The organism is Clostridium sp. KNHs205 (genome assembly GCF_000702945.1).
In the GTDB taxonomy this organism is placed as follows: domain Bacteria; phylum Bacillota; class Clostridia; order Lachnospirales; family Lachnospiraceae; genus Anaerocolumna.
In genome coordinates this window covers 3,417,654-3,430,876 of the sequence record NZ_JNLE01000003.1, presented here as the reverse complement: position 1 = coordinate 3,430,876, position 13,223 = coordinate 3,417,654, and the positions used below count along the sequence as shown (strand labels likewise).

Annotated in this window: 13 protein-coding genes; 1 reads left to right on the top strand and 12 read right to left on the bottom strand. The window is 36.3% G+C overall.

Annotation, left to right across the window (positions count from 1 at the left end):
- Positions 1–15: 15 nt before the first annotated feature.
- Entirely contained in the window at positions 16–900 is an 885-nt protein-coding gene (locus BR73_RS0114180) for an EFR1 family ferrodoxin (RefSeq protein WP_033166065.1), read from the top strand.
- A gap of 11 nt (positions 901–911) precedes the next feature.
- Here BR73_RS0114180 and BR73_RS0114175 read toward each other — a convergent pair whose 3' ends face one another.
- From BR73_RS0114175 to BR73_RS0114120, 12 genes are all read right to left on the bottom strand, one after another.
- A complete protein-coding gene (locus BR73_RS0114175; RefSeq protein WP_033166064.1) occupies positions 912–1,559 on the bottom strand; it encodes a DUF998 domain-containing protein in 648 nt (215 codons plus the stop codon).
- A 272-nt stretch (positions 1,560–1,831) separates the two neighbouring features.
- The gene (locus tag BR73_RS0114170) at positions 1,832–2,404 is read right to left on the bottom strand and encodes a hypothetical protein (protein WP_033166063.1); all 573 of its coding nucleotides are present in this window, start codon (positions 2,402–2,404) and stop codon (positions 1,832–1,834) included.
- Positions 2,405–2,645: 241 nt separating this feature from the next.
- Positions 2,646–3,317, bottom strand: coding sequence for a hypothetical protein (locus BR73_RS27480; RefSeq protein WP_051685210.1), 672 nt, complete (start codon positions 3,315–3,317; stop codon positions 2,646–2,648).
- A gap of 209 nt (positions 3,318–3,526) precedes the next feature.
- Complete coding sequence (efp, locus tag BR73_RS0114160) at positions 3,527–4,084, bottom strand: elongation factor P (RefSeq protein WP_033166062.1); 558 nt, start codon at positions 4,082–4,084, stop codon at positions 3,527–3,529.
- Positions 4,085–4,203: 119 nt separating this feature from the next.
- Positions 4,204–4,638 (bottom strand): type II 3-dehydroquinate dehydratase, encoded by a 435-nt coding sequence (gene aroQ, locus BR73_RS0114155; protein WP_033166061.1) that lies wholly within the window; start codon positions 4,636–4,638, stop codon positions 4,204–4,206.
- Positions 4,639–4,668: 30 nt separating this feature from the next.
- A complete protein-coding gene (locus tag BR73_RS0114150) occupies positions 4,669–5,172 on the bottom strand; it encodes a shikimate kinase (RefSeq protein WP_033166060.1) in 504 nt (167 codons plus the stop codon).
- A 120-nt stretch (positions 5,173–5,292) separates the two neighbouring features.
- Positions 5,293–5,814 (bottom strand): HAD-IIIA family hydrolase, encoded by a 522-nt coding sequence (locus tag BR73_RS0114145; RefSeq protein ID WP_033166059.1) that lies wholly within the window; start codon positions 5,812–5,814, stop codon positions 5,293–5,295.
- Positions 5,815–6,223: 409 nt separating this feature from the next.
- Positions 6,224–7,846, bottom strand: a complete 1,623-nt coding sequence (gene ptsP, locus BR73_RS0114140; RefSeq protein ID WP_033166058.1) for a phosphoenolpyruvate--protein phosphotransferase — start codon at positions 7,844–7,846, stop codon at positions 6,224–6,226.
- 45 nt (positions 7,847–7,891) lie between these two features.
- On the bottom strand, positions 7,892–8,149 hold the full coding sequence (locus tag BR73_RS0114135; protein WP_033166057.1) for an HPr family phosphocarrier protein: 258 nt from the start codon (positions 8,147–8,149) through the stop codon (positions 7,892–7,894).
- A gap of 73 nt (positions 8,150–8,222) precedes the next feature.
- On the bottom strand, positions 8,223–9,635 hold the full coding sequence (gene ascB / locus BR73_RS0114130; RefSeq protein WP_033166056.1) for a 6-phospho-beta-glucosidase: 1,413 nt from the start codon (positions 9,633–9,635) through the stop codon (positions 8,223–8,225).
- A gap of 100 nt (positions 9,636–9,735) precedes the next feature.
- A complete protein-coding gene (locus BR73_RS0114125) occupies positions 9,736–11,661 on the bottom strand; it encodes a beta-glucoside-specific PTS transporter subunit IIABC (protein WP_033166055.1) in 1,926 nt (641 codons plus the stop codon).
- Positions 11,662–11,965: 304 nt separating this feature from the next.
- Complete coding sequence (locus tag BR73_RS0114120; RefSeq protein ID WP_033166054.1) at positions 11,966–12,802, bottom strand: PRD domain-containing protein; 837 nt, start codon at positions 12,800–12,802, stop codon at positions 11,966–11,968.
- Positions 12,803–13,223 lie beyond the last annotated feature (421 nt).

The following is a 13,223-nucleotide window of genomic DNA, read 5'->3' as shown; positions in this document are numbered from 1 at the left end:
TTATGGAGGAATCTTATGGATATTACAAAACCAATTCATATTGCTTACTTCAGTGGGACCGGCGGTACCGCACTGGTGGTTGAAGCATTAAAAAATACACTACTTAACAAAGGGCAGAAAGTCACAACAACAGATATAAGCAAAAATAAATTCAAAGAGGTGAAAGATGATTTTCTAATAATTATCTATCCTGTATATGCCTTTAACGCTCCCAAGCCTATTGAGAAATGGCTGGAACGTATATCTCAGGTACATAAAAGCTCTCATGCTGCTGTCATTTCCGTATCCGGTGGCGGTGAAATATCTCCTAATACTTCCTGCCGTAGAAGGGTAATCAGATTGTTAGAGCAGAAAAATTATGTGGTTCGTTACGAATCTATGGTCGTTATGCCCAGCAATTTTGCAGTCGCTTATGATGAGGTGGTTTCTGCTATGTTATTAAGGGCACTACCATTAAAAGTTAACGAAATAGCCAACGAAATACTCTCTGGTAAATTATACCGAAAGAATCCACTGGTAATTGATCGTTTATTTTCTCGTTTAGGGCTAATGGAGAGATTATTTTCTGGTAAAATCTTTGGTAAAAATCTTAAGACAACTGATGGTTGTACTGGTTGTTCCTGGTGCAGCAAACAATGTCCAACAGGAAATATCAGTATTTCCAAGAATAAACCAGTATTTCATGATAAATGCGTCCTTTGTATGCGTTGTATTTATGGTTGTCCCCATAACTCTATTGTTCCGGGAATCGGTAAATTTATTGTCTTAAAGAACGGATATAATCTGAAAGAAATCTCTGCCAATACAGCTTATTTAAAGGTATTTCCACCGGTAAAAAGCATAACAAAGGGGATATTGTTAATCGGTGTTCGAAAATATCTTGAAAAATATTATCTATAATTTAGAAATAGTTATGTATCCGCACGTTTAATTATCAGCTTAATATCAAAGGAATAGAGGAAGGATAGAAAGAACACAAACAACTGGAGGGTATAAATAACCAGCCTCTCGGACAGTCCCAGTATATTAAGCTGCAATCCCATACCTATGGGATTGGTTGCCCCAAATATAGTTATAAGGAATGCTGTTAAGAGGCAGATTCGTCCCAGAATTTTTAGCTTGTCTTTTTTCAGGTAGCCGAAGGCAATTATAAAAATCGAGAGAATCGTTGTAAATACCACTATTACCGTAACGATAATATGCATCATATTCTGAAAGTTCATTTCATTTTTATTGCCTGTTAGAGGGAATAGGTTGTAACCAACAACTGTCGTGACTGCCATAACAAAAAACAGGATATAACCTATCCGGGTAACTATATGATTTTCTTTCCAGGTTCGCAGAATCATTCCTAAAGTAAATACCAGAAAACACACTCCATAAATCAATGTGAATACTCTCAATAAATCTGCATTGGGTGCACCATCTGCAGTCAGAGAACTAATATCTGTTGTTATTGGATTATATTCTTTCCATAACATTTGTCCTAAAAATACATGCAGAAAATAAAAGAAAGCACTTATCATGCCTAAAGGCATAAGCAATTTAATAATTTTCATAATATTCCTTTCCATACTTGAAGTATCCTTACTATCTTTTGTTCACAAATATGATAATTATTTCTGTTAGTAACTTTAGGGACTGTTATACAACAGCACTTACATAATAATTATTTTTACAATAATTTATTGGATAGATCGTGTTACTTTCTTTGTATTATAGTTCATAGTAAAATATAGAACAATATGTATAAGTTAAAAAGCGTAATTTTAGGATTATCCCTTAATCACGCCTTTTTTTAGATAATATATATATATTTATTTTTTCAAAGTCAATCATTAATCTTTAATTTCTTAGTGAATATATTGCTATTTACCCCTGCATCAATGGTCGCAATATAACGTATATAATCATTCATTGTAGTTTCTATAGCTTTTTCAGCCCTATAATACACCGGGTATTGTACGGCATTTTTCTGAATATCACTGCCAAGAGTTATATATTTTATTTCTTCATCATCTACCGGCGAGAAATTATTTATCTCATATTGATCTGCAGATGTAAAACCAAAGAGAAGAATTCTGCCATTTTCCCTTCCCGCAACCAGAAAGGATACCTTACTATCCTCAATTCCTTTTGCAAGTTCACACAGGTCATAGATAACTGTTGTAGGCTTTAATGTATTAATATCAACATTTGACTCTTCTGCTAATCTACGATATTCATTCAGGATAAACTCGCAGTCCTCTATCATTCCAATATATCCTACGATACAATCGTCATTAAGATATATTATTTTCTCATAATCTTCAGATGTTATTTCACTGGTTTCAAAATCAAGCGCAGTTCCATCACACTTTACAACTACTCTATTCATGTTTGCTACAGCCATTACAATACTCATTTTTATCTCCTTAGTTTACGCTGTTCTTTTGCGATTTTAAGTATTATTCATATCATATATGATGATTTCAATGATTTCAATGTTTGCAGGGATCTTAATTTATATTCCATTTATATTATAAATCAGATATATAGTATAATATTATTTTCTTTGTATTATGGAGAAGTATAATGCCAGAATAAGAACAGGCATCAATAAAATTCCACAAATAAGCAAGATAGTATTGGTATATTCCACCAGCTTAAAAATCTATTAGTTTTTTTAATTGCTTTTTCCCAATATTATGGGTTATTACCTTCTTTTTGCCTTTTGGATCAACAGAAGTGATAATCTGATGCCCGGTAATGCAATTAGTATCAATGATTTTACATTCTCCTGTGTTCACATTTTCAGACAGTTCTGTTTTACCGATTAGATACCAATCTTTGTTTTGATAACGAAATCGATAGGTATAACCCCATCTCCAGGCGCTTCCTCCATAAAAAGAAATAACCACAGAACCTCTATTATACTCTATTCCGTCAAAGGGATCTCCTAATACGCCTCCCTCTCCTTCTCTCATTATCAGATTGGCTGACTGAACGGCCAGTTTAAAAGAACCATCTTTTTTTTGTAATATAATAAATAAGACTCTTGGCTTGCCTATCCCTTCCTCTTCCTCATTATCAGTATAATCCCCTGTATATTCAATTACTGCTGCAATATCTTTTAATTTGTCTTTATTTAAATCTCCCTTAACCTTACTGACTAACTTCCAATCTTTCGGAATAAAATCATCCAATTTATTTCCGGAAGCTTGTATTTGAATATCTGTTGGTTTACTTGTTTTACTTTCAGCTGACACAATCTTATCATTTAAGCAATATAATGTAAATAATGTAATAATTATTAAAAGTACCCTTTTTCTAAACATATCCATTCCCTCTCTCATTATACATAACATATTTAGCATATGCTATAAATCGAAAAAAACTATCTTAACAAAACTCACAATGAATTTATAAAATATAAAGGAGAATATCGGCTTTTCAATTAATTATTTCAATTAAGTATAAAAATTGCGTAATCCACAGAAAACCTTGATTTTCTTGGATTACGCTCATATTATTCTTAAATATTCAATTATACTCTCTTTAAGTATTCACCAGTTCTTGTATCAATACTGATCTTGTCGCCTTCTTCAACGAATAAAGGAACATAAACAGTTGCTCCGGTTTCAACTACGGCAGGCTTTGTAGCACCCTGAGCAGTGTCTCCTTTAAAACCTGGTTCAGTGCTTGTAATAACAAGCTCTACGAATAACTGAGGCTCGATTGCAAATACTTGTCCGTTATGGGAAAGCATCTTAACCATATCGTTCTCTTTTACAAATTTTAAAGAATCTCCAACAGATTCTTCGTTAAGAGCAAACTGGTCAAATGTGTTTACATCCATAAAGTTATAAAGCTCTCCGTCATTGTATAAGTACTGCATATCAGAACGTTCAATGTGAGCCTGAGGACACTTCTCAGTAGGTCTGAAAGTTCTCTCTATAACACCACCACTCTTAATATTTCTAAGCTTTGTACGAACGAAAGCAGCTCCCTTTCCGGGTTTTACGTGCTGAAATTCAATTACCTGGTAAACATTATTATCTAATTCGATAGTTAAGCCATTTCTAAAATCGCCTGCTGATACCATAAATGATATTTTCCTCCTTAAATTAACTACACTATAGTTTATCTTATTAATCAATTTTTTTCAACTATTTTTTATAAAAGCGTAAAAAAACGTACAATTAGAACGATTTCGTATATTAGCTATTTTACCAAAGATAATATTGCATCAATCGCTAACAGATAACCTTTCAGTCCAAGCCCCACTATCTGACCGGTACACACTGGAGCCGTTACAGATATATGCCTGAATTCTTCCCGTTTGTGTACGTTAGATATATGTACCTCAATAATTGGCACAGTAATAGAAGCCAGTGCATCTCTAATAGCATAACTGTAATGAGTATACGCACCGGGGTTAATAATTATACCCTGTGTCCCGTCAAAATATGCTTCCTGGATGCGGTCAATAATATTTCCTTCCGTATTGCTCTGAAAGATATCAACAGTTATGTTCTCGCTTATAGCTTTTTCCTGTATAAGGGACTTTAAATAACTGTAATCCTCAGCTCCATATACGGTTTTCTCCCGAATACCCAAAAAGTTCAGATTGGGACCGTTAATAACCAGCAGTTTCATTGTAACTGTTCCTCCTGTTTGCTCTGTCCATTAAATACTTTCCAGAATGCTGTTAACTACTTCCAGCAGATTTTTACCCTCTGTTACTATCTTTATATGTGCTGCTTCTTCGTAACGGGGCAGGCGGTAGTCATACAAGGCTTCCATTCGATTGGAGCCCTCCTTATCCACCAGCAAGGGTCTTGTAGTATCGCTCTTTAGCCTTGCTGCCAGTACTTCCTTGGATGCCTCCAGGTAGATGACCGTCCCAAGCTCTTTTAACAAATCGGCATTTCCAGGTGTTATTGGCAAACCTCCACCCACGGATAAAACTGTTCTCTGTAATATACCCACGAAATCTCTGACAGTTTCTGTCTCCATTCGCCGAAACACTTCTTCTCCCTGGGTTTCAAATATCCTGCTGACCGGTTGCCCTTGCTTCTGTTCAATGTACTTGTCCGTATCCAGAAAATCATACCCAAGTCTCTTCGCAAGCTGTTGTCCAGCTGTTGTTTTACCGCAGCCCATAAACCCTATCAGTATTATGTTATTCATATGTTCTCTTTCTATATATTTGACTAACAATTCTCTTCTCTTCAGTATAAATAAGCCTTAATAAATTTATTATTTTTATGCTGGAAAGAAATTACTATACTAGTCCAAATCATACATATTTCATTTTTTATGAATATATTTTCTCTTTTTGTGAAAGTTTTTATAAAAAAATAATACGACTTTCTCCAGATAACGCTTAAGAATTATCTGAATCTCTATGTCCTCCCCAACAGGCTTGACAAAATAACTCTTAAGGCCAACCCTTCTTGCTCCATACACATCCGTGAATAATTGATCTCCCACAAATACAGTATTCTTCAGATTAGTTCCCAGAACTTTAACACCTTTTAAATATCCGGTTCTGGCAGGTTTATTTGCTTTAAATACGTAACTTTGATGGAGATCTTTATTAAATCGCTTTACTCTTTCTTCACTGTTATTGGATATAAAACAGACTTTAAAGCCTAACTCCACCAACTCTTTTATCAGTTGCTTAGCTTTATCATCCGCATCTTTACCATGTTCAACAAGTGTATTGTCTATATCGAATAGAATCCCCCTGTACCCTTTCTTATATAGGTCAGCGTAATCTATTGCATAAGCGGAATCCGCAGATTCATCCGGGTAAAAAATATGAATCATGTTATCCTCTCTTTCCGATTTCAGCAATTGGTTTTTCCATTGCTTTTCTCACAATTATATCAGATATGAATAGTTGTTGGCAAGACTCCTATTACGTTATATTCAGGTTGTGAAGCTATTGTAAATAATATTCATTTACAACCATAAAAACGGACGAATGATTCCTGGCTGGAATTCAATTCGTCCATTTTTAAATGCCTTATTATAATAAATTCTTGTTACATCTGGTTCTTCTGATATCAATACTTGTTTTATCTGCTTCTTATTACGTCTACTTCCTGTTATATCTACTTCTTGTTATATTCGCTTCTTGTTATATTCACTTCTTGCTATATTCACTTCTTGTTATATTCGCTTCTTGTTATATTCACTTCTTGTTATATTCACTTCTTGTTATATTCACTTCTTGTTACATCTGCTTACGAATATTATTAACTACGTTTCGAACTGGTAATATGAGTGGTGAGGAAACAGATAGTTCATCTATTCCCATATCAATAAATGTTTCCGTCATCGTAAGCTCAGCACCTAGTTCTCCGCAGATGCCTACCCAGCAGCCTTCTTTGTGTCCATTGTTGATTACCATTTGAATCATTTTAAGAACTGCCGGATGGCAGGCGTCATAGAGGGCATCCAGTTTAGGGTTCTGGCGGTCAAGAGCCAATGTATATTGTGTCAGGTCATTTGTACCGATACTGAAGAAACTCACTTCTTTCGCCAGAACATCACTTTCCATAACTGCCGCAGGAGTCTCTATCATAATCCCCTGTTCTATTTCACCATAAGCGATTCCCTGTTCCGTCAGCTCCTTCTGCACCTCACTTACAATGGCTTTGATCTGCTTTACTTCCTCTACAGATATTATCATGGGATACATCACTGCTAAATTGCCATATATACTTGCTCTGAGCAAAGCTCTTAACTGGGTTTTGAAGATATCCGTTCTGTCAAGGCATATTCTGATGGCTCTGTAACCCATGGCTGGATTTTCTTCTTTTTCCAGATTGAAATAAGCGATCTGCTTATCTGCTCCGATATCCAATGTACGGATAATAACCTTCTTACCTCCCATTTTTTCAAGAACGCTGCGATAGGCATTGAACTGCTCTTCTTCTGTGGGATAAGTATTTTTCTCAAGATATAGGAATTCACTTCGAAACAGACCGATTCCTTCTGCATCATTTTCAAGGACAGCGGATACATCCTCTACACTTCCGATGTTGGCATAGAGCTTTATCTTTCTTCCGTCTAAAGTCTTTGTCTCCTGGCCTTTAAGCTTCTGCAGACTCCTGCTGCTCTCTATATCCTCCTGTTGTTTCTTTCTCATCTCTGACAGTATTTCATCATTGGGCTCTATAATCAGCGTACCTGAATAACCGTCCAGAACAGCCATTTTACCGTTTAATTCTAAGACAGCAGGGATACCTGTCAGAGCAGGAATATTCATTGTCCTTGCTAAAATCGCGGTGTGGGAATTAACAGACCCCAGTTCTGTAAGAAATCCGAGTATCCTGGATTTATCCATTTGTACTGTTTCGCTGGGGGACAAGTCTTTTGCCAGAATAATAGCAGGTTCTTTCCAGGTATCTTTATTGGCTTGTTTGTTTAATAAGCAGGAAATTATTCTTTCAGAAATATCCTTTATATCAATAGCTCTCGCTTTAAAATATTCATCTTCCATTTCGGCAAACATCTTTGAGAAGTTATCGCCTGTTCGATCAACTGCATATTCAGCATTCACTTTTTCCTGAGATATCAAATTTAACACAGAGCCGATATAATCCTCATCTTCCAACATCATAGCATGCACTTCAAAAATAGCTGCACTCTCTTCACCGGCTTCTTTTAAAGCTTTTTGATAAAGCACCTGAAGTTCCTCTACTGCCTGCTCTTTAGCTTGTCTAAAGCGTATGAGTTCCTTATTCTCATCCTCAATCTGTTCTTTTTTAATTACATGTGCTTCTTTTTCATAATAGAATATTTTTCCAATGGCAATACCATTATAAATTGACTTTCCATTATAACTCTTCATCTATCTGCCTTTCATAATCCGTATTTGCTGCAATCTGCAGATATCTTATAAATTTGCTTTAAAATATTCTTCCAGTCTCTCTATTGCCAATTCTTCATCTGTTCCTTCAGCAGTAATTGTTACGGTGGCAGCATTTTTTACTCCCAGTGACATAACTGCCATCAATTTTTTTAAGTCTGCGGTTTTTCCTTCTGCTTCAATTGTTACTGCTGCCTCAAGGTCTTTAACAAGCTTAACAAGCTGACCGGCAGGTCTTGCATGGATACCTATTGAGTCTGTTATTACATAATCGAATTTTTTCATGATAAATTCCTAACATAGTATTTACTATGCCCGCTTACTATGCGGCCTTTCTTATTGTCAATAAAATTTTTAGTCAGTCTTCAGCTAAATTACTGCCGTTCGTCTCAATCACTTCCTTATACCAATCAAAACTTTTCTTTTTATACCTATTCAAAGTACCTGTACCGTCTTCGTTACGGTCCACATAGATGAAACCATATCTTTTTTTCATTTGAGCCGTTGAGGCACTGACTACATCAATGCACCCCCAGGAAACATACCCCATAACATCAACACCATCCTGCAGTGCTTTTTCAACTTCCTTCAAATGATCTCTCAGATATGCTATCCGGTAATCATCTTCTATTTTACAAACACCATGTTCAAGCTTAATTAATTCATCCGTTGCACCCAGCCCGTTTTCTGCAATAAACAAGGGCTTCTGATATCTGTCATAAAAATAATTAAGGGTATATCGTAATCCTACCGGATCAATCTGCCACCCCCATTCGCTTTCCTGCAGATAAGGATTACTGACCCCTGAGGTCAGATTCCCTTTTCCTTTTTTGTACTGTGAAATATCAGCAGCAGTACATTTACTCATGTAGTAGCTAAAAGATATAAAGTCAACGGTATTGGTGAGGATATCCTCATCTCCCGGTTCCATTTCAAGCTTAATATTCTTTCTTTCCCATAACTTCTTAATATAGGAAGGATAAGAACCTCTTGCCTGGACATCCGCAAAGAACATGCAATCCCTGTCCCCCGTCATCATTGCAATCATATCCATTGGCAGGGGTGTCATGGGATAATTCAAAGCACCAAGCACCATGCATCCCATCTTGGCATCCGGTATTATCTCACGAAGCAGCTTAACTCCCAAGGCACTGGCAACAAATTCGTGATGAGCGGTCTGATACATATCCTGTTCTGTATATTTTTCTTTCGGTGTTAGAACTCCCGCCCCCATAAATGGAAAATGCCTGACTGAATTTATCTCATTAAAGGTCATCCAATATTTCACTTTATCCCTGTACCTCTGAAACACTGTTCTGCAATATCTTTCAAAAAATATAATTAATTTTCTGTTTCTCCAGCCGTTATATTTTTTTGCCAGATGTAATGGTGTTTCATAATGAGAAAGCGTTACCATAGGCTCTATTCCATAGGAAAGACAGGTATCAAAAACCTTGTCATAGAAAGCAAGTCCTTCTTCATTTGGCTGCTCCTCATCCCCTTGAGGAAAAATACGGCTCCAGGCGATAGACATTCTTAATACTTTAAAACCCATCTCAGCAAAAAGTCTGATATCCTCCGGATACCTGTGGTAAAAATCAATACCTGTCAGCTTCAGATTATCGGCTGTAGGTTCTTCTGTGATTGGACCCATAACCCCCTTAGGCATAACATCCTGTATGGATAAACCTTTTCCGCCTTCTGCGTAAGCACCTTCGCATTGATTTGCAGCAATGGCTCCTCCCCATAAAAATTTCTTCGGAAAACTCATTGTAAAGCTGCCTCCTTTCTGTATCTAAGTTAAACCTTTCCAAGCAATAAAGTATAAATAACTTGTTTATTGCTTGGAAAGGCTATAAACTTCCTTTTCATTAAGGTAAAATAGTTAGAAAATCCTCCTTTGCTCTGACAGTTTCCTTAACCGTTGCCAGCACCTCCAGATAATCCTCTGTATTACTAACAATTATCGGAGTCGTTATATCATAACCCGCTTTTTTGATACCGTCCATATCAAATTCCAGCAGCAGCTGTCCTTTGGCAATTCTTTCTCCCTGTTTCACTTTAGCTTCATAGAATTTTCCGCCAAGCTCAACAGTATCGATACCTACATGAATCAGTATTTCAACACCTTCATCACTAACAAGTCCAATAGCATGTTTTGTTTCAAATACTGTCTCTACTCTGCCGTTAACAGGTGCATAAACCTTACCTTCCACAGGAAGTATTGCAGCACCTTTTCCTAAAATGCCCTGAGAGAAGGCTTCATCAGAAACCTCAGACAGACTAATCGTCTGACCGCTTAAGGGTGCAGCAAGTATTAATTTCTCTTTTATAAGAGGTTTTACTTCCTTTTTATTTACTGCATTCACTTCCTCTGCATTCACTTCCCCTGTTTTCATTTCAACAGGGTCCTTAAATCCCAGTATCAGAGTTGCGATAACTGTTACTGCCATGGAAATCAGTATTGTAATACAAGCATTAATAAGATTCATAAAACCCTCACCGCCGATATAAACCGGAAGTGCCAGAAGGCCTGCAGTTGTGGAAGAAAAGGTATGAATACCGGTTATGCCTGCATAAAGGCCTGCACAACCACCACCAATCATTGCAGCATATAATGGCTTCTTATACTTTAAGTTGACACCATAAAGGGCTGGTTCTGTAATACCCATTAATCCAGTAAACCCAGCAGAAAGACCTAACTGTTTAAGTTCTTTGTTCTTAGATTTTAAACCCACGACAATAGAGGAAGTTCCCTGTGCAATATTTGAGGCTAACATACCAGGTCCTAAGATTGTTCCATAACCCAATGTTGCATACTGAATTGACTGAATGGGAGCAAAGCAGTAATGCATTCCTGTCATAACAAAGAAAGGACATAAGGTACCCATAATGAGAGGAATTACCCAACCAGCATAGTCATTTAAGAAGTTAAAGCCGACTGCTAAAATCTGTCCGATCAGGTTACCGATAGGTCCTGCGATAAATAACGCGATTAAACCGGTAAGGATAATGGTAATCAGAGGTGCTAAGAACACCTTCACAGCTGGAAAGGAATATTTATTAGCAACAGGCTCTATCTTTGATTGCACCCATACGATCAAAAGGATAGGAATTACACTTCCGCCATAAGAGATTGCTAAAATCGGTAAAAAGCCAAATATGGTAAAATACTTTAAGCTAATGGTATTCCCATTAAATATGTTAATAATCAATTCCTGCGCTTCTATACCCGTAAAGCTGGAATGAAGCAATACGCCGGCTAATACAGCTGCAATATATGGTGAACACTTGAAGCGCTTGGCTGCTGAAATTGCCAGAATAAAGGGCATAAAGGAAAAGAGCGCATCAGCAAAGGCAAAAAATACTTTATAAGTATTACTGTCATTTGTAATTACTCCCAACGCCACGCATAATGCCAATAAAGCTTTGATCATACCGGAACCGGCTAAGGCAGGAATAACCGGTGTAAAGATTGCGGTTAATGTTCCAAAAAAGCTGTTGATTATTCCAGTCTTTTCGGCTTCTCCACTGGTTTCAGCATTATCATCAAAATGTCCGAGCTTCTTAATCTCCTCGCAGACATGGCTTACGTCTGTGCCAATGATTATCTGAAACTGTCCGTTTTTAGTAACGGCACCCTGTACACCTTTCAGATTTTTAATAGCTTCTACATTTGCTTTCTTGGAATCTTTTAACTGGAAACGAAGCCGTGTCATACAATTTGTAACACTTATTACATTTTCCTGTCCGCCGACATATTTAAGAATTTCGGCTGCTAAGTTGGTATAGTTCATAATATCCCCTTTCGTGAACATCAAATCTTGGGATTTAATATTCCTGAATATGCAGTAAAAAACAGTCTTTATTTTTTTACTATCCTCTTTTTTGAATGTCCAATCTATGATTGATTATTCTTTAATTTATAAATCTATATAAAAAGACCCGGAGGAAAACAGCGTTTACAGTAAATTCTTAAACTTACCCTGCTGCTATCTCCGGGTCTTGCTGAACCTAATCATAACAATCCCTATAACCATAACCATTGTGCTTTACGCTTTACTTACCTATCTATATATTCGTAATATCACGCTCAAAAATCTAATCCACTTTATTTACTACTCTTGAAATATGAATTGTCAGATATAACAACTCATCTGAACTTAACACATATCCGAATTTATCCTTTATAAACCTGCCAACCTCCAGCACACATTCATATTCCTTCTTGTACTTATTAATCACCAGCTCCAGAACATCCTTATCCCCTTCCGGATAATTTGTATTATTTAAGATTCTCTGTGCAAAGAATTTTAAATGAGTTATATATCGATAATAATTTAAGGAATTTTCATCGTATTCTATCTTGAAATAATCTTTCACAATATTTGAGATTTCCTGCATTATTTCCGTTAACTTTATGGCTGTAGCCTTGCCTTCACCTATTTCTGCATTTACAAAATGTAAGGCTATATGAGCAGCTTCATCTTCAGGTAATTGAATCCCTGTATTCTCTTTAATAAGTTCTAAGGCAGATGTTCCAATGGAGAATTCATCCTTGTAGAAGCGTTTGATATCATGAAGGAGCGGGTTCCTGACATAGATACCGCTTCTGGCATTCTCAATTGCATTGGATATATGGTCCGGTAAGGAGATGTAAATGGTATCAACCAGTTTTTTACCATATTTTACTTTGGCATCTTCAATTATCTGCTGGGAATACAAAATGCATTCCATAGAGATATTATTTACCAGCTCTACAAACTGGCTGATTACCTTATCGTCTGTGGGAGCAAATTTCTTTTCTATTTTCGATTCATCAACTGTATCACCTCTGGCTTTTTGAAATCCCAAACCTGATCCCAGCAGCACATATTCCTGCTGTTTCTCATTCCTTGCCACAATTGAATTATTATTTAATATACGTACGATCTTCATAACTGCCTACTTTCTGTCCAACTATATCAGGGAATTCCGTTCATTCCTCCTTAAGAAGTCTGGGGTTGTAATCAGATTAAAACTGTTCCAGCTAATACACACTCTCTTCCTAAACTTAGTAAATAAAAAAAGACAAGAAATACACCTATAGATGTAAGTCTTGCCTGATTGAACAGTAACAAACTTTGAATGTAAAGTTATTATAATAGAATTATTAAACTTTTACCATTGACACTTCTCATAAAAATAATCTTGAATTTTTGTATACATTTCACACAACTTATTTCAAAATATCCTGACACATCAGTATCAATAACTACTCTCTTTGAGCTTATTATTTAATTTTATTGTATATTTTACTTTCCAGGCCCGACACAAGTAGTTTCAGTCTCTCTCTGCCAGAAAACATGGATTTTTATGT